This window comes from Streptomyces sp. MMS24-W38 (genome assembly GCF_059889265.1).
This window is the reverse complement of sequence record NZ_JCBCPP010000001.1, coordinates 795,731-818,822: the sequence shown is the minus strand read 5'-3', so window position 1 is coordinate 818,822 and position 23,092 is coordinate 795,731. Positions and strand designations below refer to the sequence as shown.

20 protein-coding genes and 3 pseudogenes are annotated in these 23,092 nt (G+C 71.1%); 11 read left to right on the top strand and 12 right to left on the bottom strand.

The genetic code is table 11. The features are described 5' to 3' along the window. Positions 1-34 precede the first annotated feature (34 nt). Positions 35-2,053, top strand: a complete 2,019-nt coding sequence (locus AC6F7H_RS02745; RefSeq protein ID WP_500754957.1) for an AfsR/SARP family transcriptional regulator — start codon at positions 35-37, stop codon at positions 2,051-2,053. Positions 2,054-2,077: 24 nt separating this feature from the next. Here the strand turns inward: AC6F7H_RS02745 and AC6F7H_RS02740 are convergent, their stop codons facing one another. Beyond that, positions 2,078-3,385, bottom strand: a complete 1,308-nt coding sequence (locus AC6F7H_RS02740; RefSeq protein ID WP_500754956.1) for a condensation domain-containing protein — start codon at positions 3,383-3,385, stop codon at positions 2,078-2,080. A 260-nt stretch (positions 3,386-3,645) separates the two neighbouring features. Further along, a pseudogene (locus tag AC6F7H_RS02735) lies at positions 3,646-4,329 on the bottom strand (IS701 family transposase); the annotation flags it as partial. 451 nt (positions 4,330-4,780) lie between these two features. Between AC6F7H_RS02735 and AC6F7H_RS02730 the strand changes: the two are divergent. Continuing rightward, complete coding sequence (locus AC6F7H_RS02730) at positions 4,781-6,022, top strand: IS110 family RNA-guided transposase (protein WP_500754954.1); 1,242 nt, start codon at positions 4,781-4,783, stop codon at positions 6,020-6,022. A gap of 21 nt (positions 6,023-6,043) precedes the next feature. Here AC6F7H_RS02730 and AC6F7H_RS02725 read toward each other — a convergent pair. Then, positions 6,044-6,598 (bottom strand): annotated as a pseudogene (locus tag AC6F7H_RS02725) (IS701 family transposase); the annotation flags it as partial. A gap of 122 nt (positions 6,599-6,720) precedes the next feature. Then, the gene (locus tag AC6F7H_RS02720) at positions 6,721-7,098 is read right to left on the bottom strand and encodes a VOC family protein (protein WP_500761632.1); all 378 of its coding nucleotides are present in this window, start codon (positions 7,096-7,098) and stop codon (positions 6,721-6,723) included. Positions 7,099-7,175: 77 nt separating this feature from the next. On the opposite strand from AC6F7H_RS02720, the pseudogene AC6F7H_RS02715 reads away from it, so the two are divergent. From AC6F7H_RS02715 to AC6F7H_RS02700, 4 genes and pseudogenes are all read left to right on the top strand, one after another. Then, a pseudogene (locus tag AC6F7H_RS02715) lies at positions 7,176-7,508 on the top strand (recombinase family protein); the annotation flags it as partial. Further along, the gene (locus tag AC6F7H_RS02710; RefSeq protein WP_500761630.1) at positions 7,482-8,438 is read left to right on the top strand and encodes a recombinase zinc ribbon domain-containing protein; all 957 of its coding nucleotides are present in this window, start codon (positions 7,482-7,484) and stop codon (positions 8,436-8,438) included. The pseudogene AC6F7H_RS02715 and the gene AC6F7H_RS02710, both read left to right, overlap by 27 nt. A gap of 126 nt (positions 8,439-8,564) precedes the next feature. Further along, a complete protein-coding gene (locus tag AC6F7H_RS02705; RefSeq protein ID WP_500754953.1) occupies positions 8,565-8,831 on the top strand; it encodes a transposase in 267 nt (88 codons plus the stop codon). Beyond that, positions 8,819-9,136, top strand: a complete 318-nt coding sequence (locus AC6F7H_RS02700) for a hypothetical protein (protein ID WP_500754951.1) — start codon at positions 8,819-8,821, stop codon at positions 9,134-9,136. Before AC6F7H_RS02705 ends, AC6F7H_RS02700 begins: the two co-directional genes overlap by 13 nt. Positions 9,137-9,524: 388 nt before the next feature. On the opposite strand, the gene AC6F7H_RS02695 is transcribed toward AC6F7H_RS02700, so the two are convergent. Continuing rightward, complete coding sequence (locus tag AC6F7H_RS02695; RefSeq protein ID WP_500754950.1) at positions 9,525-10,349, bottom strand: rhomboid family intramembrane serine protease; 825 nt, start codon at positions 10,347-10,349, stop codon at positions 9,525-9,527. A 136-nt stretch (positions 10,350-10,485) separates the two neighbouring features. Here AC6F7H_RS02695 and AC6F7H_RS02690 point away from each other — a divergent pair, with 136 nt between their 5' ends. Further along, positions 10,486-10,893, top strand: a complete 408-nt coding sequence (locus AC6F7H_RS02690; protein ID WP_500754948.1) for a hypothetical protein — start codon at positions 10,486-10,488, stop codon at positions 10,891-10,893. Here the strand turns inward: AC6F7H_RS02690 and AC6F7H_RS02685 are convergent. Together AC6F7H_RS02685 and AC6F7H_RS02680 are read right to left on the bottom strand one after the other, a co-directional pair. Beyond that, on the bottom strand, positions 10,877-12,361 hold the full coding sequence (locus tag AC6F7H_RS02685) for an FAD-dependent oxidoreductase (protein WP_500754947.1): 1,485 nt from the start codon (positions 12,359-12,361) through the stop codon (positions 10,877-10,879). The genes AC6F7H_RS02690 and AC6F7H_RS02685 overlap by 17 nt on opposite strands. 39 nt (positions 12,362-12,400) lie before the next feature. Further along, positions 12,401-13,435 carry a DUF4349 domain-containing protein gene (locus AC6F7H_RS02680; protein ID WP_500754946.1) on the bottom strand — a complete coding sequence of 345 codons (1,035 nt, stop codon included), beginning with the start codon at positions 13,433-13,435 and terminating at the stop codon, positions 12,401-12,403. A gap of 157 nt (positions 13,436-13,592) precedes the next feature. On the opposite strand from AC6F7H_RS02680, the gene hemG reads away from it, so the two are divergent. Together hemG and hemQ are read left to right on the top strand one after the other, a co-directional pair. After that, positions 13,593-15,050, top strand: coding sequence for a protoporphyrinogen oxidase (hemG, locus tag AC6F7H_RS02675; protein WP_500754945.1), 1,458 nt, complete (start codon positions 13,593-13,595; stop codon positions 15,048-15,050). 5 nt (positions 15,051-15,055) lie between these two features. Next, a complete protein-coding gene (gene hemQ, locus AC6F7H_RS02670) occupies positions 15,056-15,787 on the top strand; it encodes a hydrogen peroxide-dependent heme synthase (protein WP_202282515.1) in 732 nt (243 codons plus the stop codon). Here the strand turns inward: hemQ and AC6F7H_RS02665 are convergent, their stop codons facing one another. From AC6F7H_RS02665 to AC6F7H_RS02645, 5 genes are all read right to left on the bottom strand, one after another. Continuing rightward, entirely contained in the window at positions 15,788-17,446 is a 1,659-nt protein-coding gene (locus AC6F7H_RS02665; protein WP_500754943.1) for an alpha/beta hydrolase, read from the bottom strand. Between the two features lie 89 nt (positions 17,447-17,535). Beyond that, entirely contained in the window at positions 17,536-18,354 is an 819-nt protein-coding gene (locus AC6F7H_RS02660) for a TIGR04222 domain-containing membrane protein (protein WP_500754942.1), read from the bottom strand. A 130-nt stretch (positions 18,355-18,484) separates the two neighbouring features. After that, positions 18,485-19,804: an MbnB/TglH/ChrH family RiPP precursor modification enzyme gene (locus AC6F7H_RS02655; protein ID WP_500754941.1), complete on the bottom strand. Its 1,320-nt coding sequence runs from the start codon at positions 19,802-19,804 to the stop codon at positions 18,485-18,487. A 205-nt stretch (positions 19,805-20,009) separates the two neighbouring features. Further along, a complete protein-coding gene (locus AC6F7H_RS02650; protein ID WP_500754940.1) occupies positions 20,010-20,204 on the bottom strand; it encodes a hypothetical protein in 195 nt (64 codons plus the stop codon). Positions 20,205-20,218: 14 nt separating this feature from the next. Then, positions 20,219-20,935 (bottom strand): aminoacyl-tRNA hydrolase, encoded by a 717-nt coding sequence (locus AC6F7H_RS02645; RefSeq protein ID WP_500754939.1) that lies wholly within the window; start codon positions 20,933-20,935, stop codon positions 20,219-20,221. A gap of 364 nt (positions 20,936-21,299) precedes the next feature. Here AC6F7H_RS02645 and AC6F7H_RS02640 point away from each other — a divergent pair, with 364 nt between their 5' ends. Together AC6F7H_RS02640 and AC6F7H_RS02635 are read left to right on the top strand one after the other, a co-directional pair. Further along, on the top strand, positions 21,300-22,529 hold the full coding sequence (locus AC6F7H_RS02640; protein ID WP_500754938.1) for an RNA-guided endonuclease InsQ/TnpB family protein: 1,230 nt from the start codon (positions 21,300-21,302) through the stop codon (positions 22,527-22,529). Positions 22,530-22,575: 46 nt separating this feature from the next. Continuing rightward, on the top strand, positions 22,576-23,046 hold the full coding sequence (locus tag AC6F7H_RS02635; protein WP_500754937.1) for an SRPBCC family protein: 471 nt from the start codon (positions 22,576-22,578) through the stop codon (positions 23,044-23,046). Positions 23,047-23,092 lie beyond the last annotated feature (46 nt).

Genomic DNA, 23,092 nt, shown 5'->3' with positions numbered 1-23,092 from the left:
CGTCTGCCGGTCAGCCGCTTGTTCTGCTGGTCATGTGGCAGACGACTCGACCGTGGAAGTGATACCCGTGTTTCCCTACCCGCTTGACACCGCCAAGTCGTTCCGATTCGCGTTGCTCGGCCCGATCCGCGCCTGGCGGGGCAACTGCGAACTCGACCTGGGCTCAGCCCGGCAGCGGGCGGTGCTGGCCAGGCTGCTGCTGGCCACCGGACAGCCGCACGCCATCTCCGAGATCATCGAGGCTGTCTGGGGCGAGGATCTGCCCGGCAACCCGCGCAACCTGGTACACAAGTACGTGGGCGGTCTGCGCCGGGCCCTGGACCCCGACGTCGGGGACGCCCGCACCAGCGAACTGCTCCCGCTCATCGACAACGGCTACTCGCTGCTGGTCGACCGGGACCAGGTCGACCTCAACGTCTTCACACAGATGCTGGCCGAGGGCGTGTCGCTGGTCGACATCGACCTGGAGACGGCGCGCGAGCGGATGGACACAGCACTGGGGCTATGGCGCGGCGACGCGTTCGGTCCGCTCGCCACCGAGTTCTTCGGTGCCGAGCGGAGCCGGCTGGTGGAGCGCCGGCTCTCTGCCCTGGAGGACCGGATCGGTATCGACATCGCCCTCGGACGGCACGCCGAGGCAGCGGTCGAACTGGTCAGCCTGCTGGTGGAGAACCCGCTGCGCGAGCACCTGGCGGTCCTCCTGATGATTGCGTTCTACCGGTCCGGTCGCCAGGCCGACGCGCTCCGGGTGTTCCATGACTGCCGCCGGAAACTGACCCGCGAGCTCGGGATCGAACCCGCCAGGGAACTGCAGGAGATCCAGCTGCAGATCCTGGCCGGCGAACCGATCCGGACCATGACGCTGTCCTGCGGGAAAACCGTGAAGGCCGCCGTGCCGAACTCCTGGAGTGAGCGGCCCGCGGCTCCAAGCGCCGGCAAGCCGAACGGCCGCCCGAGACCGGCCGGGGCCGAGCGGTGCTACCTCAAACCGGACCTCGGCGACTTCGTCGCCCGGGAGCGGGAGCTCACGCAGGCCTGCACGATCCTGGTCAAGCAGACCCAGGTCCCGCCCACCGTCGTGATCACCGGCAACGCGGGCATAGGCAAGAGCGCTCTCGCGGTGCGGGTGGCGAACCTCGTGAAGAGCCGCTTCCGGGGCGGCCAGCTCCAGATCGACCTCCGCGGCATGTCCGCCGACCCGGTGACGTCGCAACAGGCCCTGCTGCGACTGCTGCGCATGCTGGGCGTCGAGGAACCTGACGAGACGCTGAACCCCGACGAGCTCGCTGAGCTGTACCGGTCGGTGCTGGGGGACGACGTGCTCACCGTCTTCGAGGACGTCGCCGACGAACGTCAGGTCCGGCCGCTGCTCGGCGCGAGCGCCACCATCATCACCAGCCGCCGCCGGCTCACCGGCCTGGAGGGCGCGTACATCGTCGAGTTGGACGCGATGAGTGCGGACGACGCGATGCGGATGCTCGGACAGATCATCGGTCCCGAGCGGCTGTCGACAGACCCAGCCCAGGCGGCGCGGATCGGGGGGTTCACCGACGGCTCGCCGCTGGCCCTGCGCATAGCCGGTGCACGCCTGCTGGCGCGCCCTCACTGGTCACTGCGCCAGTTCGCCGACCGGCTCACCGACGAGGACCGCCGCCTGGTGGAACTCGCCCACAACGACCTCGACATACGGGCGAGCCTGGCCACGGCCTTCCACCGGTTGAGCCCGCAGAGCGTCGAGGCGTTCCTGGTGCTGGGTTCCTGGGCCGAATGCAGCTTCACCATCGCCGACGCGACGGGCCCCCTCGGCCTTTCCGAGATCGACGCGGCCGACGTGATCGAGGAACTCGTGGACCTGCGGCTGGTCGATGCCTGCCGGACCGACGCGACCGGCGAGATCCGCTACCGCCTGCGTGACCTCATCCGCTGCTTCGCCCGCTCCCAGGCCGAGGGAGCGGACGCGGCGCCGGCCACCCGCCTGCCGCAGCACAGGACCCTTGAGATGGTCAATCTCGGCCGCCACGCCGGTGCCATGCGTCACGCCGAATCGAAGTAGCGACGATTCCGTCCCGCTCACCGATCAGGGTGCGAGGCGGACGTCGCCCAGCCCTGCACTGAAGGCGTTCACCAGGCGGTCGGCTGTGCCGTCCGCGGAGAACACCGGGCCGAGGGCGAGGCCGATCCTGAGCGACGCGGCTCCGCCGACCACATTCAGCTCCACTCCCCGCGATATGTAATGGAAATCCGCCGGATAACTTCCCGGGCGTGCCACGATGCCCCGCGCGGCCCTTTCTCCCGGATTCTGGTCCCGGTTGAAATAGGTGGCCAAGACGCTCCAGCCGCGGCGCGCGTCACTCTCCCGGAACGACGACTGAAGTTCGGCCAGGGGGACGGGATCGATCTGCCGGTACGCTGCCACGGCCATGACCTCCTCCCGTACCTGCCGGGTCATCTCGGTGAGGCTCGCGGTGCGGGGCAGCGCGACGGGCAGGGAGATGGTGAACATGCCCGAAGTGTCGAAATCCGCCGGTGAGCGGGCGTCGATGGGCAACCAGACGTGCAGCCGGTCACCCGCGGCCGCCTCGGTCAGCACCGCGTGCGCGAGTGCGGCCACGGCCAGCTGGAACTCGGTGCAGCCGAAGGCCCGTGCCCGTTCGCGCAGCAGCTTGCGCTCCACTCCGCTCAGTGTGGCCCGGACGGTCACGCCCTGCTGGTCGGTCGTGTCCGGCCGCACGGGTGCCGGCTCGTCGGACAGGCAGTTCTCGGCGATGCGCTGTCGCCAGAAGCCAGCCGCCTTCGGCGAGGCGTCGGCCGCGTGCCGCTCGGCCGCCAGGACGAAGCTCTCCCGGTGCGGCACGCACGGTCCGTCCGGCTGCGCGGTGTCCTGCTCGAAGTTCTGCCAGAGGTCCCGCAGGACCAGGGCCATCCCCCTGCCGTCGACAGCGACATGGGAGAACGAGGCGAGGAAAGCGTGGACCGTGGGGGAGTGGCGCAGCAGGCGGAACCTGAACGGGTACTCGGTGGTGAGGTCCCACGGCTCCGCGAGGTCCTTGCTGTGGACGAGCTGCACGTACCGGCCGAACTGTTCCTCCGAGCTGCTACGGACCTGCTGGAGGGAGAGCAGCGAGGCGTTGTCCGGCTGCGGGCGCACCAACTGGCTCGGGACGTCGGCCTGCTCGTCGCACAGACCGATGCGCAGGGCGTCGTGCTGGGCGACCGTGCGCGCGATGGCCTTGGCGAACCGTGCGACGTCGAGCTCGCCCTCGATCCGGTAGGCGGCCGAGAGCGAGCTGGACATCTCCGGCCGCTCCCGCGTGCGGGCGTAGTACGAGGACTGCCCGGATGTCAGCGGATACCTCGCCGTGGACGCGGCCGTCGATGCCTGCATTTCTCTCCCTGCGGATGACTCGATTTCAGACTGCCGCATATTGGCGAACTTTTGGTTCCGAAGCCAGCGAACAGTGGGACCGCGCCCGCTGTCAAGGGGCGTCAATACGGAACGGCCGCACAGGAATTCTGACTTCATTCTCCGGGAGTCGGAATTCATTAGAATTTCAGTGCACGGTCCGACCCAGAGGTCTGTTGGGCCACCAGGGCGATTTCAAAGTCGGGGTGATCTTTTAGTACTCCAGCTGTAGATCGTGATCTTCATGTCTGGGATGCGGCTTGTCGCCGGTAATGACTGGCTCGTGATCGCGCCTGATGGCGGCGGCGCCAGGCGGACCAGCCGAGTCGGTGGGCGATGTCGTGGAGGGGCTGGACGACGAGCGTGATGAACAGGCGCTGGATCTCGTTGCAGGACAGCGGGACCAGTCCGTCCGGGGCGGGGTTGCGGGCGTGTTCGTCGGCGCGGACGACGGCCAGGAAGGCGTGGGCGAGCATCGCGAGGGTGACCCAGCGGGCCCAGGAGGGGTAGCGGCGGACCTGGTGCTCATCGAGCCCGGCCAGCCCTTTCTCACTCTGGAAGGTCTCTTCCACCCGCCATCTGGATCCAGCGACCCGCACCAGCTCGGTCAGCGGCACCGACTGGGGTGAAAAGCAGCGGTAGTAGGCGAGTTCGCCGGTGGCGCGGTTGCGGCGGATCAAAAGCTGACGGCTGCCCGGCGCCGCCTCGGTGAGATCGATGACGGCCCAGTCGTAGAACCGCTGCCCCTTCACACCGCGTCCGGCCGAGAGCCTCTGCCAGGCCCGCTTGGGCACCTTCCGCGCCAGGGCATCGGCGCGGAACGTGCCCGCTCCGGTGGCCACTTCGGCCGAACAGGCCACCGCGAGGACATAGCCGATGCCGCGTTCCTCCAGCGCCGTACGCAGTTTCGGATTGCCGCCGTAAACCTAATGGGCGGTGGAGGAAGGGGAGCAGACGGCGATATCGGGAACCGCACCGTAGACCAGGGGCCCCGACCCCTGTGATGAGATTCGGTCGTCCGTCGCCGTCTTCCCCCCAGCCTCCCGGCCGTAGGGCTGGAGGCCGATGTTGGTGCGACGCCTTCCCGTTACCCGGATGTGAACCCTCGAAAAAGAGCGGCGAGCACCGGCACCGGCACCGTGACCGAGCACATGATCAGACCGTTGACGCTTGTGGTCCGAGCCACCCGCAGGGAGCACCTCTTCCGTATTCGGGAGCCGCCGAGTTCCTCCCAAGACCGAGGACCGTGCGGGTCGCTGGGGTCACGAACGGCTAATCGGATGACGGGCCATCGAGCCCTTCCATTAGGGAGACGCGTGCCCCACACGGCTGTGACCAGCCACGATATGCGACTCGATCGAGAGGACGTGAAGCACTGTGAAGGTGTTCTGCGGCATCGACTGGGCCAGCGACCACCACGACGTGACCGTTGTCGACGACACCGGAACGTTACGGGCCAAAACCCGGATCGACGACACCGCCGAAGGGCTCGCCGAGCTGTTGCAGCTCCTTACCGAGCACGGCGACACCGCCGAGGACCCGATCCCGGTGGCCATCGAGACCTCCCGGGGCCTGCTGGTCGCCTGCCTGCGCGCGACCGGCCGCCCCGTCTACGCAATCAACCCGATGGCCGCCGCCCGCTACCGCGACCGTCACGCGGTCTCCCGCAAGAAGTCCGACCACCTCGACGCGATGGTGCTGGCCAACATCCTGCGCACGGACGCCGCCGCCCACCGCCGACTGCCCGCCGACACCGAACTCGCCCAGGCCATCGCGGTCCTCGCCCGCGCCCAGCAGGACGCGGTGTGGGACCGCACCCAGGCCGCCAACAAGCTCACCTCGCACCTGCACGAGTACTTCCCCGGCTTCCTCGCCGCGGTGGGCATCCGCCGCGAGGGCGTGTGCCACCCCATCGCTCGCACCCTGCTGGCTGCCGCCCCCACCCCTGAACGGGCCGCCCATCTCACCCGCGCCCAGCTACGGTCCCTGCTGAAGAAGGCTGGCCGAAAGAACACCCTCGACGCCGAGGCCGACCGTCTCCACACCGCGCTTCGCCTGTCCCAGATGCGACAACTTCCCCTGGTCGAGCAGGCGATGGGACACCAGACACTCGCGCTATTGCGGCAGTTGGAGGCCGCCTGCGCCAGCGCCGACGACCTCGCACAGGCCGCGGTGGAGTCTTTTGAGAAGCACCCGGACGCCGAGATCATCACCAGCTTCCCAGGGCTCGGCGCTCTCAGCGGCGCCCGGGTGTTCGCCGAGATCGGCGACGACCGATCCCGGTTCACCGACGCACGCGGCCTGAAGGCCTACGCCGGATCAGCCCCGATCACCAGGGCCTCGGGCAAGAGCGTTGCTGTCCTGGCCCGCCGGGTCAAGAACCAGCGGCTGGCGGCTGCCGGCTACATGTGGGCCTTCGCCGCCATGTCCCACTCCGATGGCGCCCGAGCCCACTACGACCGCCGCCGCGAGGCCGGAGACCGCCATACCTCCGCCCAGCGCAACCTGTTCAACCGCATGATCGGCTGCCTCCACCACTGCCTGACCCACCGCGTCTGCTACAGCGAAACCGTCGCCTTCCCCGTCCCGTCAGACGTTCAACTCACCGAGGCCGCTTGACAGATCTTCCGCATCGGATGTCTCGTCCCCGGTGACCCAGCCCACGTGGTGTCCGGCCTCCAGGAAGCGTTCGATCATCGTGCGGGCCAGTTCCGGCTTGGTCGCAAAAACGGTGTCCTCACCGAGCCCCGCTGCCCGGCAGCGGCCCGGGTCGCATGTCCAGGAGCGCGGAATGTACAGCTCCCGGTCCACCGCCGCGTGTCCCCGGGCACCGGCGTAGACGAGGTAGACGGCGACCTGGGAGTTCTCGATCCGCCCGGCCGTGCCGGTGTACTGGCGCTGGACCCCGACCGTGTGGGTGCCCTTCTTCACATCGCCGGTCTCGTCGACGACCAGCACCGCGGCATCGTCGTGGAGGTGCTCGACGACGTATTCGCGCACGTCGTCGCGGACGGCGTCGGCATCCCAGGAGGCCCGGCACAGCAGATGCTGCATGCCGTACGGGCCGGCCTCCCCGGCCCACTCCGCGATCGTCCAGCAGTTCTTGCGCGGCAGGTCCGACAGCAGGCCGAGCACCAACCGCCCGGCCCGCAGGCGGGGTTCGTAGCGGCTGAACCGGCCCGCGATCCGCCCCATGGCCGCCTCGAACGCCTCCCGCCAACGCGCGGGATCTATGCTGTGACCTGCGGCCACCGTCTCGTCGTTAGTCCACACAACTCACGATGATCAACGGTGGCCGCACCCCTTCGGCGTCCCCGTCAGTCCCGGACGAGACAGAACGGGTGACCTGCCGGATCCGCAAAGATGCGCCAACTCCGCTTCCCCTCACCCTCGTCGAGCAGTGTGGCACCCCGCCTGAGGACGTCTTCCTGGGCTCGTGCCAGGTCCTCGACCCCCAGGTCAAGGTGGAACTGCTGGGGGTGAGCGGAGTCCGGCCACTGCGGCGGCCGATAGTCTTCGACGCGCTGGAAGGCCAGCACGAACCCGCCGTCGGTGTGGAGCGTCGCCCAGCCCTCGCCGAGCGACCACCGCGGATCCGGCTGGTTCACCACGCCACCGAGAAGCGACTGGTAGAACCGGGACAGCTCAACGACATCGGCACAGTCCAGCACCACACACTGCAGCTTGGCGATCACGAAGGGCAGCGTCTCACGACGCCTGGTCACGATCTACAGCTGGAGTACTAGGGAAGGGCTCGTACGTCTATGAGGTCTACACGGACGGAGGCGTCTCGGGGAAGCTGGCGCACCGGCCGGACCTCGATGCCCTGAATGCTGACCTGGTGGCTCTGCGCTACGACCTTGTGATCTTCGGAAAACTCGACCGTATCGGTCGGACCATGCGCGACATTCATCGCTGGGTCTACGACACCACGGACATCGAGGTATTCGGCGGTGTCCAGGTGCGCGTTGCGACCGCAGATGGTCGGATCGACAGCGAAGATGGCATGTTCGGCATCCAGCTCAGCCTCTTGGCCTACATGGCAGAGCTGGAGCACGCCATGATCCTCGACCGAACGATGGGAGGGCGTGAGAAGAAACTCGCGCAGGGGGGATGGCCTGGAGGTGTCGCTCCTTTCTGGCTGGAGCTCCCAAAGAAGGGTGTGAGCGGGCCCCTCACTCTTCGTGAGAAGGGAGTCCGGTTCCTCGAAGTATCGGCTCGGCTCCTGGCCGATGAGCTGCTCCCTGCCGAAGAAGCAGCCACTGCGCTTAACGCGTTGGGTTATGAGACTGCGCGCGGGCTCCCCTGGACAGGGGCGAACCTCATCCGGACATGGATGCAGACGGTGCTGGACGGATACATCGTCTACCGTAACGTCGAGAGCGGGCGAGGATCCGTGCGCCTTGGCCCTGACGGCAAGCCGCTGTATGGAGAGACTGTTCGCATCCCCGTGCCCGTCCCATTGCCGACCTCTCGAGTGCGGGAGGTTAGGAGGGCGCTCGCCCGGCGCTCGTTCACCAAGGAAAACCACAAGGACTACCTCCTGTCTCGGCGTGTTACCGCACTCTGTGGCGCCCACTACGTCGGTGCCCACCGCGAAGCGCGGGGGAGAACCTCTTATCGGTGTTCGGGGCGTCGCTCCGATCCACCCTGTGACTGCCAGGAGATCCTCGCCCGGCCGCTGGAGGACGTCGTTTGGCGCGAGGTGGTGCGCACGCTGGGGGATCCGGAAAAGCTTAGGACCCTCGCTGAAGAGTGGCTTGGGGACGTGCCCGGAGAAGCGCAGTTGTACGAGGAGCGCCTTGCCGCTCTCGACGAGGAACTGGAGCGAAGCCAGCGCTTGCGGAAGAAGAAGCTTGTCGCCTTGGCCGAAGTCCTGGCCGCGGATGAGAGCGACGATGCCGAGACGGAACTGGAGATTAAGGCGTCCATCGCAGAGGTGAAGGATGAGCTTCAGAGCAAGGAGCGCCGGCTTCGTGATCTGAGGGCGGATGCGGCTGAACGCCTTTTGGAGGTTCAGCAGCGGGAGGAGTGAGTTCACGAGGTCGTCGAGCAGGCCCTTGATGTGGCTCCCCGACTCGGTGCTCTGGAATTCGCTGAGAGGTTGGATCTGCTTGATCTTGTCGACATCGAAGTTCGCGTCACCAGCCACGTTCCCGGAATGCTACGAAACGCTGGTTGCCCCTTCGAGGGATGGTTCGAGGAGCGGGGGCTGCTCGTACCCCCGGAGCTGACGGACGATGACTGGCAGCGGGTTGAAGCGTGCTTTCCGGTTCCCAGGAAGAAGACTCGCATCGTTCCGCCTCGGGTGGCGTTCGAGGCATCCCTCTACAAGGTGCGTCATGGGCTGCAGTGGAAGGACCTGCCCGAGGAGGTTTGCAGGGCCACCGGCCGAACAGCGTCTACCAGCGGGTCTTGGGGTATCTGAAGGACGGCTCCTGGGGAGCCGCGGTGTGCGCGCTGGGCGACTATGAAGGAACGCCGGTGCCGCCGCTGTACGTCCTTCCCGACCTCGACATCACCGGTACCTTCGATCCAGCCCTCGCAACCCTCCCGGAATCGCCCATGACCTGCGACGATGACGATACGACGTGTGAGGGGGCGGCGGAACGAAAATCAACAAGCCCATGGCTCCTGCATGATTTTTCTGCGTCGAGAACAGAAATGATCACGCATGACCACGGGCGTTCTGCATGCAGGGCCGATACCCACCACGGCAGCCAAACACTGTGACGAACGGTCAGCGCCCTCAACGGGACCCACCGCTGTACTTCGAAGACCCGGCGTCCTCGGCCCTCGGTGTACTACCCCAGCATCTGGTTGCAGTAGCCGGTCAGCTCCCCCGGTACTCCTCAAGCTCATCCGCTGCCCGATCCGCCTCAGCGACCCCCATGTCGCGTATCCCCTGCCACTACTGACAGTCGGGTAGCCCGAGGGTGAGATCCCCTCGGGCTACCCGACTGACTGAGCAAGGTCGCAGTGCCGGGTGCAATGCTGGAGGCCAACGCCGGGCGCGTCCGCGAGCGCCCCGGGTTGCTGCTGATCACGGACAAAGGCTTCGCCTCCAAGGCGTTTGAGCGATCACTGAACGTGTTCGGAAAGACTCGTCCAGCGCGTGGCCCTACCGGTCTCCTCGGGTCTGGCGTCCGAAGAGGATGCCGTTCGGTTCGGGTGGTGGGGGAGTGCCCGGTTTGAGGGGCCAGGCGATCAGCATGCCCACGATGAAGCCGACCACGTGGGCCGCGTAGGCAACCGTTCCGGCGCCGGTGATGCCCGCGCCCGCCGAGTACGCCGCCTGCAGCAGGAACCACAGGCCCAGCACGATCCAGGCCGGCAGCCGCAGGGGCAGGAAGATCAGGAAGGGGACGAGGACCCAGACCCGGGCCTTCGGGTAGAGGACCAGGTAGGCGCCCAGCACCCCGGCGATGGCTCCGGAGGCGCCGATCAGGGGGGTGGTGGCGTCGGGGTTCGTGAGTGCGAATCCGTATGCGGCCGCGTAGCCGCAGACCAGGTAGAACAGCAGGTACCGCAGACGGCCCATGCGGTCCTCGATGTTGTTTCCGAAGATCCACAGAAAGAGCATGTTGCCCAGCAGGTGCAGCCAGCCGCCGTGCAGGAACATCGCCGTCAGCACGCTCAGCTCGGGTGACTTGGCGTAGCCGGGCGGTCCCACCAGGCAGCCCGGCCCCTGCGGGCCCACCCCCGTGCCGCCGGTGGGCACCAGGCGCGGCATCTGGTGGTGGATCAGCTCCCGCGGCACGGCCGCGTACTGGTCCAGGAACGCCTGGAGGTGACAGAACTCCGCCAGGCTGCCCCCGCTGCCCGTCAGCGAACCGGCGACACCGGGCGTGAGGAACAGGAAGACGACGAAGTTCGCGGCGATCAGGGCGTACGTCACCCAGGGGGTGCGTCGCGCCGGATTCACGTCATGGACCGGGATGACCACATCCCACGTGTGCCCGCCCGGCCGCCGGTGGAATCAGGGGCTGTGCTGAACGCCGCCGTTCGGCCGTGCGTATCCCTTCCCAACCGCCCGCGGCGTAGGGAAGGGGGCCGCGGGGCCCACGTGAGGAAAACATGTGATGGACGACCGAGGGACCGCCGCGGTGCAGGCGCTGCCCGACGGTGAGGCGGAACTCACGCTCGTGGTGCGACTCCCCTGGGAGGACGTCGCCCGGCTCGGCCAGGAGGCGGGACGGCTCGCCGCCCAGAAGCAGCGGCCGGTGACGCTGGACGAGGCGGTGAGTCACCGCCTGCGCTCCACGCGGCCCGCCGCCGCGCACGCGCGGCCGGCCGGGGAGCAGCCACCGGCCGTGACCTCCGGCACGGCCCCCACCGTCGGCACGGCCGGAACCTCCGCCGCCGCGAGTGCCTTCGGTGGTTCCAGTGCCTCCGTGTCGTCCCTGCCGCCCCGGCCCGCCACCGACCAGGCGCGGCCTCCGGCCGACCAGGCGCGGCAGGCGATCGAACGGATCAACGGGACCGCGTAGGACCGGCAGGGGGCGTCGGACCTCCCGCCGTGGCGCGGATTCTCGCCGTCGCCTTGCGGGCCGCCACCAGCACCGGGTCCCAGGTGGGGGAGAAGGGCGGCGCGTAGCCCAGGTCCAGCATCGTCATCTGCTCCACCGTCATCCCGGCGGTGAGGGCGACCGCCGCGATGTCGACGCGCTTGCCCGCGCCCTCCCGGCCGACGATCTGGACACCGAGGAGGCGGCCCGTGCGCAGCTCGGCGAGCATCTTCACCGTCATGGGGGAGGCGTTCGGGTAGTAGCCGGCGCGGCTGGTCGACTCGATGGTGACCGCCTCGAACCGCAGCCCCGCGCGGTGGGCGTCCTTCTCCCGCAGACCCGTGCGCGCGATCTCCAGGTCGCAGACCTTGCTGACCGCCGTACCGACCACGCCCGGGAAGGTGGCGTAGTCGCCGCCGACGTTCGAGCCGATGATCTGGCCGTGCTTGTTGGCGTGCGTGCCCAGCGGGATGTGCCGCTCCTGCCCGGAGATCAGGTCGAGCACCTCCACGCAGTCGCCGCCCGCCCAGACGTTCTCGTGCCCGCGCACCCGCATCGACCGGTCGGTGAGCAGCCCGCCGTGTTCCCCCAGGGGCAGCCCCGCCGCCCGCGCCAGGTCGGTCTCGGGCCGCACCCCGATGCCGAGCACCACCACGTCCGCCGGGTACCGGGCGTCCGCGGTGGCCACGGCCCGCACCCTGCCGTCGTCCCCGGTGACCAGCCCGGTGACCTCGGCGTCGTTCACCATGGTGGTGCCCAGGCCCTCCATCGCCTTGTGCACCAGGAGCCCCATGTCGGGGTCCAGGGTCGCCATGGGTTCCCGGCCCCGGTTGACGACCGTCACCTCGTAGCCGCGGTTGATCATGGCCTCGGCCATCTCCACGCCGATGTACCCCGCACCGACGACCACCGCGCGGCGGCCGTCGGTGCGGGCCAGCGTGTCCAGCAGCGCCTGGCCGTCGTCCAGGGTCTGCACGCCGTGCACCCCGGGGGCGTCCATGCCGGGCAGTTCCGGGCGGATCGGCCGCGCGCCTGTCGCGATCACGAGCTTGTCGTACGACGTCCAGGACTCGGCCCCCGACTCGACGTCCCGCGCGCGTACCCGCCCCCGGTCCGGGTCGATCTCCGTGACCTCGGTGCGCAGCCGCAGGTCGATGTCCCGCGCGCGGTGCTCCTCGGGCGTACGGGCGATCAGGGTGTCCCGATCGGTGATGTCGCCGCCCACCCAGTAGGGGATGCCGCAGGCCGAGAACGAGGTGAAACGACCGCGCTCGAACGCCACGATCTCCAGCTCGTCCGGCCCCCTCAGCCGGCGCGCCCGGGACGCCGCGGCCATGCCCGCGGCGTCCCCGCCGATCACCACCAGGCGCTCCCGCACGCCCGGGGCCGCGGACGTGCGCGTGTTGGTACTCGTGCTCGTGCTCCGGCTCGTGTGCTCGCTCGTGCTCATACGAACACGCTACGGGGGCCGCGCACCTCGGGTCCGGCCCTACGGCGTCTCCTCCGGTGCCTGAGCCGGCGCGGGCGCGGACATCGGCGCGGGCAGCGGTGCGGACATCGGCGCGGGCCGCGTGCGGCGGGGCAGCCTGGGGCGTACGGCCTTCAGCCACAGGAGGGCGAGCAGCGCCGCCACCGCGGCGAACGGCAGCACCGCACCCAGCGCCACCGCGATCCAGCGCAGCATCGTCACGAACGCCCCCCAGCCGCCGGCGAGCGCGTCCAGGAACCCGGGGTCGTCGTCCTTCGCGGGCCGTTCCACCGGCGCCTCGGACAGGGTCAGGGTGATGGTGGCGAGGCTGGTGCGGTCCTTCAGGGACTCCTGCCGGGCGAGCAGCGCCTCCAGGTCGGCCTGGCGGGTGCTGAGTTCGCCCTCCAGGGTGACCACGTCGCTGAGCCGGGTGGCCCGGTCCATCAGTTCGCGGATCCGGGCCACGCTGGCGCGCTGCGTCTTGATCCGGCTCTCCACGTCGACGACCTGGTCGGTGACGTCCTCCGCCTTCGCGCGGCGTTCGACGAGCTTGCCGGCGCCCTCGAGCTCCGTGAGCACCGCGTCGTACTTCTCCACGGGTACGCGCAGCACCACGCGCGTGCGTTCGTGGCCCTCCTCGGTCCGGCGGGTGGTCTCGTCGCCGACGTAGCCGCCCGCGTTCTCGGTGGCCGTGCGGGCCTCGTCCAGGGCCTTCGGCGCGTCCTCGACCTGCACGGTCAGCGAGGCGGTGCGGATGATGTGGGCCGTGCCGCTCCTGTTCGAGGGCGGGGCGGTCGCCCGCGAGCCGGCCGCCGACGAGCTGCCGGGCGCCCCGTCCTTCGCTGCCGCCCCCGCCGCTTCCTCCGTGCCCGCCGGGGCGTCCGCCTGCGGGGCGGCGGCCTTCTGGTCGGCGGCCGAGGCCGCGCCGGAGTCGGTGTCCGAGGCGCCGCATCCGGTCAGGACGAGAGCGGCGGCCAGCAGCAGACCGGCCATCGCGTGGACCGGCCGGCCGGCTCGTACGGGTCGTGCGGGTCGTACGGGGTGTCGTGTGCGCATGCGGGTTCCCCCCAGGGGTTGTGACCACTGACGTTCCTTCGACGCCGGGGGCGGGCCGAACGTTGGCGCGAAACGGTTCCGAAGCGGTCACGGTAGGGACTCGTCAGGGCCGGACGGCCCTGACGGGAACGCGGACCGAGTCTGAGAGGGTGGAGCCATGAGCGGATCACGTGCGGGCGCGGAACAGCAGGTCGTCGTCGTGGGAGCCGGCATCGCCGGCCTGGCCGCCGCGCACCGGCTGCTCGGACGCGGGGCGCGGGTGACCGTGCTGGAGGCCTCGGACCGGGTCGGCGGCAAGCTGCTGCCCGGCGAGATCGCGGGCGCGCGCGTGGACCTCGGCGCCGAGTCGATGCTGGCCCGCCGCCCGGAGGCGGTGGCCCTCGCCCGCGAGGTGGGTCTCACCGACCGGCTCCAGCCCCCGGCCACGGCGTCCGCCTCGCTGTGGACCCGCGGCGCCCTGCGCCCCATGCCCAAGGGCCATGTCATGGGCGTCCCCGGCACCGCCTCCGCCCTGGCCGGTGTGCTCTCCGACGAGGGCCTCGCCCGGATCGAGCGCGACGCCGAACTGCCCCGCACCGAGGTCGGCGACGACATCGCCGTCGGAGAGTACGTGGCGGCCCGGCTGGGCCGCGAGGTCGTCGACCGACTGGTCGAGCCCCTGCTGGGCGGGGTGTACGCGGGCGACGCGTACCGCATCTCGATGCGCGCGGCGGTCCCCCAGCTGTTCGAGGCCGCGCGCGCCCACACCTCCCTGACCGAAGGGGTGCGGGAGATCCAGGCCAGGGCCGCCGCGCAGCAGACCGGTCCGGTGTTCATGGGCATCGAGGGCGGAGTGGGCACCCTCCCGCTCGCCGTCGCCGAGTCGGTGCGGGCACGCGGCGGGGAGATCCACACCGGCACCCCGGTCACCGAACTGCGCCGGGAGCCGGCCGGCGGCTGGCGGGTGGTCGCCGGGGAGCGGGAGCTGCACGCCGACGCGGTCGTCGTCGCCGCGCCCGCCCCGGAGGCCGCGCGGCTGCTGCGCGCCGAGGCCCCCGGGGCCTCCGCCGAGCTCACCGGCGTCGAGTACGCCTCCATGGCGCTCATCACGCTCGCCTACCGCCGCGCGGAGACCGGCCTTCCCGCCGGCAGCGGATTCCTGGTGCCGCCAGTCGACGGCCGCACCATCAAGGCGTCCACGTTCGCCTCGCACAAATGGGGCTGGATCGCCGAGGAGGACCCCGGCCTCACCGTCCTGCGCACCTCCGTCGGCCGGCACGGCGAGACGGAGATCCTCCGCCGCGACGACGCCGACCTCGTCGAGGTCTCCCGGCACGACCTGAAGGCCGCCACCGGCCTGGACGCCACCCCCGTGGCCACCCGCGTCACCCGCTGGCACGACGGACTGCCCCAGTACCCCGTCGGCCACCACGCGCGCGTGGCGCGCATCCGCGAGCACCTCGCCGCCCTCCCGGGGCTGGCCGTGTGCGGCGCGGCCTACGACGGCGTCGGCATCCCCGCGTGCATCGCGAGCGCGTACGCCGCCGTCGACCAGATCCACGGTGACCTCCCGCACGGCGTGCGGCAGGTCACCACCGACCCGGTGCAAAGCCTCCACGGAGGCGCAGGAGAATGAGGGACATGAGCGACGCCACCACCACCCCCGACCCCGCACGGATCCCGAACAAGGGCAAGCTGGCCAAGGACCTCAACGAGGTCATCCGCTACACCCTCTGGTCCGTCTTCAAGCTGAAGGACGTGCTGCCCGAGGACCGCGCCGGGTACGCCGACGAGGTCCAGGAGCTGTTCGACCAGCTCGCCGCCAAGGACGTCGTCGTCCGCGGGACGTACGACGTCTCCGGTCTGCGCGCCGACGCCGATCTCATGATCTGGTGGCACTCCGAGAGCAGCGACCAGCTCCAGGAGGCGTACAACCTGTTCCGCCGCACCGAGCTGGGCCGCGCCCTCGAGCCGGTGTGGTCGAACATGGCACTGCACCGCCCCGCCGAGTTCAACCGCTCGCACATCCCGGCGTTCCTCGCCGACGAGGAGCCCCGCGCGTACGTGAGCGTCTACCCCTTCGTGCGCTCGTACGACTGGTACCTGCTGCCCGACGAGGACCGCCGCCGCATGCTCGCCGACCACGGCAAGATGGCCCGCGGCTTCCCCGACGTGCGCGCCAACACGGTCCCCTCGTTCTCCCTCGGCGACTACGAGTGGGTCCTCGCCTTCGAGGCCGACGAGCTGTACCGCATCGTCGACCTCATGCGGCACCTGCGCGGCTCCGAGGCCCGGATGCACGTCCGTGAGGAGATCCCGTTCTACACGGGCCGCCGCAAGGACATCGCCGAACTGGTCGCCGGCCTCGCCTGATCAGGCGGCGGGCCGGTGCTCCGGTTCCGTCTCCGTACGCGGCTCCGGGCCCGGTTCCGCCCAGGGCTCCGGTTCCGGGCGCGGCGCGCAGGACGCGCGCCGCCCCGGGACCCGGCCGGTCAGCAGGTACGCCTCCAAGTGGCCGTTCACGCAGGCGTTGGGGCCGCCCGCGACACCATGGGTGCCGGTGTCCCGCTCGGTCACCAGCGCCGAACCCGCGAGCCGCCGGTGCAGTTCCAGCGCCCCGTCGTACGGGGTCGCCGCGTCCCGCTCGGCCGCCAGGATCAGCGTCGGCGGCAGCGCACCGGCCCCGGCCCGGACGTCCAGCGGCTGCTGCCGGGGCGCCGGCCAGAAGGCGCACGGTAGATTCGTCCACACATTGGCCCAGGTCTCGAACGGTGCCCGGCGGGCGAGCCGGGTGTTGTCCCGGTCCCACACCGCCCAGTCCGCCGGCCAGGGCGCGTCGTTGCACTCCACGGCGACGTAGACCGCGCGCGAGTTCTCCGTCTCCACCGCCGCCTCGGGCTGTGGCTCCGCCTGCGCGATCAGCGGCCCCGGATCGCCCTTCAGATAGGCCGACAGGGCGTGCGCGCGATGCGGCCAGTGGTCGTCGTAGTACCCGGTCTGCAGGAACGCCGACTGCAACTGCCCCGGCCCCACCTTCCCGCCCGCCGGTTCCCGGGCGAGCCGCGCGCTCACCTCCTCGTAACTGCGGTGCACCTCCGCGGGCGTGTCGCCGAGCCCGTACACGTCGTGGTGCCGGGCCGCCCATCTCCGGAAGTCCGCCCAGCGCTCCTCGAACGCCGCCGACTGGTCGAGGTTGTTGCGGTACCAGATCTGCTCCGGGTCCGGGTGCACCGCCGAGTCGAACACCATCCGCCGGACGTGCGAGGGGAACATCGTGGCGTACAGCGCCCCGAAGTAGGTCCCGTACGACGCCCCCATGAACGTCAGCCGAGGCTCCTTCAGCGCGGCGCGCAGCACGTCCAGGTCGCGCGCGTTGTTCAGGGAGTGGTAGTGCCGGAGCGCGCCGCCGGCCCGCTCCGCGCAGCCGCGCGCATACGCCTCGGCCCGCGCGATGCGCTCGCGCTTGTACGACTCCGAGGGGTGCGCCGGCGCCCGCGTGGGGCCCTGGACGGACTTCTCCGGGTCCTCGCAGGACAGCGGGGCGGACCGGCCCACCCCGCGCGGGGCGTAGCCGACGAGGTCGTAGGCCCCCGCGATCCGCTTCCACTCGGGGAGCAGGCCGATGAGCGGGAAGTACGTGCCGTCGGCGCCCGGCCCGCCCGGGTTGTGGATCAGGGCGCCCTGCCGGGGCACCTTGCGCCTGTCGTTGTCCGGGTCCTTCCCGGTGGCCCGGACGCGGCTGACGGCGAGTTCGATCTGCCTGCCGTGCGGGTGGGCGTAGTCGAGCGGGACGGTGACCGTGCCGCACTCGATGGTGCCGGGCAGGTCCTGCACGTTCGGGCAGGCGCCGAACCCGATGCCCGCGGCCGTGGCGCGCGCGGCGGCCACCGCGGTGCCGCGCAGCTCGGCCGCGCCGGGGGCGGCCGGGGCCGCGACGGCGGCCGGGGCGGCGGTGGCGCTGCCGGTCGGTGCGACGGCCAGGGTGGTGAGCAGCAAGGACCCGGCGGCCGCGTGGACGACGGCAGTTCTCATCGCGTATTCCCTTTCGGTGCACGACGGCGACAAAAGGGATGTTTCGTTCGGCGGTCGGGGAAGGCAAGCACCGTTCGCCGGTGTCGGCGTCAATGCCCCCGTGCGCCCCCGGGGCCCTGGCCCTGCCGCGGGTGCGGATGCTCGCGATGTGCGAAGGCCGCACGCAGATCCGGTTCACCGACCGCGCGGACGCCGCGTACGGCGACGGAAGTGAGATACGTACGGTCACCGGCACCGTGGGTACCGCGGAGCAGGGCGCCCAGCAGCCGTTGACCGGCAGGAGAGGCCCGGCGCGCGTACGGGTGGACCTCGATCCGCGCTATGACCAGGCAGCTCAGGATCAGGATCAGCGGCAGCGCGAACCACAGGGCGACCAGATGGCGCGGCAGCTCCGACGAGGCCGGCAGCAGCAGGGCGGCGGCCCCCAGCCCGACCACGGCCAGCGCGGCGAACCGCACCTGGCGCACCCCGTCGACGATCGTCGTACCGGTGCCGTCGTCGGGCACGGCCAGACCCGCACGGACCAGCCGGTCGGCCATACCGCGCACGGGGTCCGCGGTCGCCGCCGCGGCCCGTACGGGCGCGATGAGGGACTGCCCCTCCGGACCGATGGCCCCTATCACCGACCGCTCCATCTCGTCCCGGCCCCGCGGGTCGACCACGGTCGCCCAGCCGGTGCGGGCCAGCAGCAGCCTGCGCCGGCGCGCCATGGAGACCAGGGTGACATCGACGACCCGCCGGGGCCCGCCGCACAGGAACGCCGCCTCGTGCAACGTCAGGTCACGCCCGTCGTCGGTGGCCGCATCGGTGGTGCCGACGGCCGCCGCGCGGACGGCGGCCAGGCACAGCCGGGCGCACGCCACACCGGCGACGGCCCAGGCCAACAGCAGGAGGAGGACCCAGAACATGAACTGTTTGTAAGTGACACGGCCGCGGAAACACCATGCCCTTTTCACCATCCGGACGGAGTGTTGCGGTGATGTGATGTTCCGCTTGGCTTCCCGCCTGGTTCCGGGGGGATTTCGGGGCCACGGCGGCTCAACGCCGCAGCAGCACCCGCCGCGTGGCCCGGGCCAGCCGTACCGCCGGCCGGTGCGAGCGCGGCTTCGGCCCCGACCGCTCCAGCCACCACTCCCGCAGCTCCCGCCGCATCCGCCCGTCCTCCGGCCGCCCGGTGAGCAGCAGTTGCTCCACGAAGTCCAGCGCGTCCCGCCGGTACCCCTCGGTCATCGGCCGACTCTGCGCATACGCGAGGAAGGCGGACCGGTACCCCTCGCCGAGCAGTACCGGCAACTCGGGCGCCACCTTGGCGACGACGTCCGCCCGTTTCGCGGCCAGCGCCCGTGCCTGCACCGCCATCCGGCCCCGGTCGAACCCCTCGGGCACGGGCGTCCCGGCGACCAGCGCGGACAGCACCGCGGTCTGCGCGAGCGCGAGGCGCTGCCGCACGGGTTCGGGACAGCCCTCCTCCGGCTCGGCGCGGGCGGTGCGGGCGGCGGGAGCAGCCGTCGCCCGCACCTCCACCGCCTCCGCCGCGCCCTTCGCCACCGCCGCCTGGATGGCGCCCAACTCGTCCCGCAACTCGGCCGGTTCCGGGAAGTTCTCGTCCCGCTCCAGCAGTACACCGGGAGGGGAGACGCGGGAGGCGAGGTCGGTGAGGATGTCGAGGACCGGCCGGGGCACGGGGTGGGCGTGGCTGTCGTGCCAGACCCCGTCCCGCTCGACGCCGCCCGCGACATGGACGTACGCGACGGCCTCCAGGGGCAGTTCGGCGAGCGCCCGCGCGGGGTCCTCGCCGCGGTTGACGTGGTTGGTGTGCAGATTGGCCACGTCGACGAGCAGCCGCACCCCGGTGCGGTCGGCCAGCTCGTACAGGAACTGGCCCTCGGTCATCTCCTCGCCGGGCCACGAGAACAGCGCCGCGATGTTCTCCACGGCGAGCGGCACGGGCAGCGCGTCCTGGGCGATCCGGACGTTCTCGCACAGCACGTCGAGCGCGTCCCGGGTCCGCGGCACCGGCAGCAGGTGCCCCGCCTCGAGCCGAGGGGAGACGCTGAGCGGCCCACCCGCCCGGACGAACGCGATGTGCTCGGTGACCAGCGGCGCCCCCAGGGCGGTGGCCCGCTCGGCGAGCGCCGCCAGCCGCCCCGCGTCCGGCCGCTCCGCCCCGCCGAGCCCGAGCCCGACCCCGTGCGGAACGACGGTCACCCCGCGCTCGCGCAGCCGCAGCAGCGACTCGGGGAGATGCCCGGGACACACGTTCTCGGCCACCACCTCGACCCAGTCGATCCCCGCCATCCCCTCCACGGCGCCCGCTATCTCCGGCCGCCACCCGATCCCCGTCCCCAGTCGCACCATGTCGCCGTCCCCCTCCTCCACCGGCCACCCCGTCGGCCCCCGCCAGACTCCCGGTCGGACATGAAGGGGTATGGCCCCGAAGCCCGCGCCCGAACCGCGTCGCGGCCACCTTCAGAGGAACATTTGAGCTTTCGGGAAGGAGTTGCCGGGCCTGGGGTGAGGACGCGCGGTGGGGACCCGTCCTTCAGGTCCGGCCGGACGTGGGCTACCAGCGGTGGTCGCTCACGGGGATGCCGGGTGCGGGACGGTCGACGGCGGCGATCAGCCGGTGCCGGCCGAGGTGCTCCAGGACGGCACGAGCCTTCGGCCCGTCACCGGACAGGGCTGGAGCGCCCTCCCGCCGGGTGACCCCCACCCAGGGCACGGAGGAGCGGCCCGCGGCCTGCCGCCGGAGCACCACACCGGGCAGGGACGTCAGCGCAGGGACGGGTGGTCCGCCACCACGGTGCTGGAGCCGGGGGCGATCTCGGTGAAGCCCGCGTCGCGGACCAGGGGGAGGCCGCTGGTGATCAGGGCCGGCCAGTGGGAGGGAGCGGCGGGGCGGACGGAGAGGGGGAAGCCGGCGTCGTGCCAGGCGGTGCGGTCCTCGTCGGTCAGCTCCCACCAGGCAAGCTGGGCCGCGTGGCCCGCCTGGGCCATGGCCTTGCCGGCCGACATGTCGAGGTCGGGGTTGAGCCACAGGACGGGGGCGGTGGGGTCCGCCGGGGGCACGGCCTCCTGGTCCTCCAGGTCGGTGCCGGAGACCTGGAGGCGGGCCAGGTCCTTGGGCCAGCCGTCCAGCGGGACGGGCGGGAAGACGCGGACCTCCGCCGACGTGCCGGTGACCGTGATGCCGTCGAGCGCCTCCGCGCGGCGCCACTCCGCGCCGCGGGCCCGGCGCACCACCTTGCGGATGCGGGCGTCCTGCCAGTCGCGCATCACCTGCGCCCACTCGCCCTCGCCCGTCGACCGCTCGTCGGCCAGCATCGTCAGCACCGCGCGGGCCGCCGTCTCCAGCGCGTCCGTACGGGCCGGGGGCGCGGCCCGCTCGATGCGCGCCACCAGGGGCAGCACGAACTGGGGTGCCGCGTCGCGGGCACTGGACTCATGACGGAAGGGGCTGTCGGTGGCAGGCGTCCGGTCGTTGTTCACCGGAACAGTCTGCCAAGCCGCCGGGCACCGGCCACCGTCACCCCGAGCAGGACGTCCGCTCGGCCTCCCGCCACTCACACACCGGGCACAGCGTCACCTGGTCTCTTGCGAGGAGGCCCCGGCGTTCACGCCGGGGAGGAATCGCATTCCGTGACAGCGGCGCGGGGCGTCGCGGCGTCCTGCCCCTCTGAGCGTGGAGTGCCGCTGTGGCTTGCCGGGTGGGGCCGGGGGTGTGGGCGAACGTGCGTGCCGGTGTTCGCTGGTGGGGGTGGTCGGGGCGGGAGAGGGGTGCGGGTGTGCGGATCTCGTGCGTATGGTCGCCTCGCAGGGTCGACGCGGCCGGAATGTGGACGGGGGTGAGGGTGTGGCGCACGCAGCCGGGGCCGACAGAGCGGGGCGTGCCCGGTACACCTACCGGCTGCGGGTGTCGTCGACCGCCCGTACCGCCCTGCTCGCCGAGTGGGACCGCTGCCGCTGGGTGTGGAACGAATGCGTGGCCAAGTCCCGGCAGGTGCACGCCCACAATCGCGCGCACCCGGACGATGGGCTGACGTGCGGTCCGGCCCAGCTCGACAAGATGCTGACCGAGGCCCGTGCCCGTACGCCATGGCTCCGCGACGGCGCGAGCGTGCCGCAGCAGCAGACCGTCCGGGACTTCGCCAGGGCTCGTTCCAAGGCGCTGAAGGACATCGACAAGCGTCTCCCGGTGAAGCGACGTGCGGGAATGCCGCGTCACAAGAAGAAGCGCGAGGTTGCCCCGAGTCTGAACTACACCACCCGGGGCTTCCGCCTGAAGGACGGCCGTCTGCACCTGGCAGGCGGGATCGCCCTGACGGTGGTGTGGTCGCGGGACCTGCCCCGCGCACCCTCGTCGGTGCGGGTGTACCGGGACAGCGTCGGCCACTGGTACGCGTCGTTCGTCGTCGCCACCGAAGTCCAGCCGCTCCCGGAGACGGGCGCTGTGATCGGCGTGGACTGGGGCGTCAGGCAGACCGCGACCACCACGTCCGACGCGCACGACCTGCCGCACGCCGAACACGGCAAGCGGGCCGCGCAGCGCCTCGCCCGCTATCAGCGGATGATGGCCCGCCGCAAGCCCGCCCGCGGGCATGCGGCGTCCAAGGGTTACCGGCGGGCGCAGGCGCAGGCGCAGGCCGCGAAGCTGCACAAGAAGGTGGCCCGGCAGCGGCAGGACACCGCCCGCAAGTGGGCCAAACGCGTCGTGACCGACCACGACGCCATCGCCGTCGAGGACTTCCGGCCGAAGTTCCTCGCCCGCACCACCATGGCCCGCAAGGCCGCCGACGCCGCGATCGGCGCCACCAAACAGGCCCTGATCGAGATGGGCCGCAAGCACGGGCGGGACGTCCGCCTGGTGCACCCCGCGCACACCACCATGGACTGTGCGTCGTGCGGAGCGAGAACCAAGCACGCACTCCCACTGTCGGAACGTACCTACACCTGCACCGCCTGCCAGGCCGTCTCCCCCAGAGACAAGAACTCCGCACGCGTGATGCTGGTCCGGGCTGGTCTCAACCCGGCTGGTGCTGAGGGCACAAGACCCCCGGGAGCGCTGCTCCCGGCGGCAGCCTGAGCCAGGAATCCCCCTCCTTCTCCAGGAGGGGGAGGATGTCAAGAGCGTGGACAAGGATCTCGATCACCTGACCCTCACCGTGATCGCGGACTTCACCGCACCGGTCGAGAAGGTGTGGCAGCTGTGGGCGGACCCGCGGCAGCTGGAACGCTGGTGGGGGCCGCCGACCTACCCGGCGACCGTGAAGGAGCACGACCTGACCCTCGGCGGAGAGGTCAGGTACTTCATGACCAGCCCGGAGGGTGAGAAGTTCGGCGGCTGGTGGCGGATCACCTCGGTCACCCCGCCCACCGCCCTGGAGTTCACCGACGGATTCTCCGACCAGGACGGCAAGCCGAACCCCGAGATGCCGACCACGGCGGTACGGATGACGCTCAGCGAGCGCGAGGGCGGTACCCGGATGGAACTGCGCTCGGTCTTCGACAGCCGGGAGCAGATGGACCAGCTCGCGGAGATGGGCATGGTCGAGGGGCTGCGGCAGTCGATCGGCCAGATGGACGACCTGCTGGCGGCCTGACCCGCGTACGGACCTGTACGGGCCGCGGGGGCGACCGGGACTCTCT

Excerpts from the sequence above, each read along its gene's own strand:
- AC6F7H_RS02705 (WP_500754953.1), top strand. The coding sequence starts at position 8,565 with ATGCTACGAAACGCTGGTTGCCCCTTCGAGGGATGGTTCGAGGAGCGG.
- AC6F7H_RS02710 (WP_500761630.1), top strand. The coding sequence starts at position 7,482 with ATGGGAGGGCGTGAGAAGAAACTCGCGCAGGGGGGATGGCCTGGAGGT.
- AC6F7H_RS02665 (WP_500754943.1), bottom strand. The coding sequence starts at position 17,446 with ATGAGAACTGCCGTCGTCCACGCGGCCGCCGGGTCCTTGCTGCTCACC.
- AC6F7H_RS02685 (WP_500754947.1), bottom strand. The coding sequence starts at position 12,361 with ATGAGCACGAGCGAGCACACGAGCCGGAGCACGAGCACGAGTACCAAC.
- hemQ (WP_202282515.1), top strand. The coding sequence starts at position 15,056 with ATGAGCGACGCCACCACCACCCCCGACCCCGCACGGATCCCGAACAAG.
- AC6F7H_RS02740 (WP_500754956.1), bottom strand. The coding sequence starts at position 3,385 with ATGCAGGCATCGACGGCCGCGTCCACGGCGAGGTATCCGCTGACATCC.
- AC6F7H_RS02690 (WP_500754948.1), top strand. The coding sequence starts at position 10,486 with ATGGACGACCGAGGGACCGCCGCGGTGCAGGCGCTGCCCGACGGTGAG.
- hemG (WP_500754945.1), top strand. The coding sequence starts at position 13,593 with ATGAGCGGATCACGTGCGGGCGCGGAACAGCAGGTCGTCGTCGTGGGA.
- AC6F7H_RS02680 (WP_500754946.1), bottom strand. The coding sequence starts at position 13,435 with ATGCGCACACGACACCCCGTACGACCCGCACGACCCGTACGAGCCGGC.
- AC6F7H_RS02655 (WP_500754941.1), bottom strand. The coding sequence starts at position 19,804 with ATGGTGCGACTGGGGACGGGGATCGGGTGGCGGCCGGAGATAGCGGGC.
- AC6F7H_RS02660 (WP_500754942.1), bottom strand. The coding sequence starts at position 18,354 with ATGTTCTGGGTCCTCCTCCTGCTGTTGGCCTGGGCCGTCGCCGGTGTG.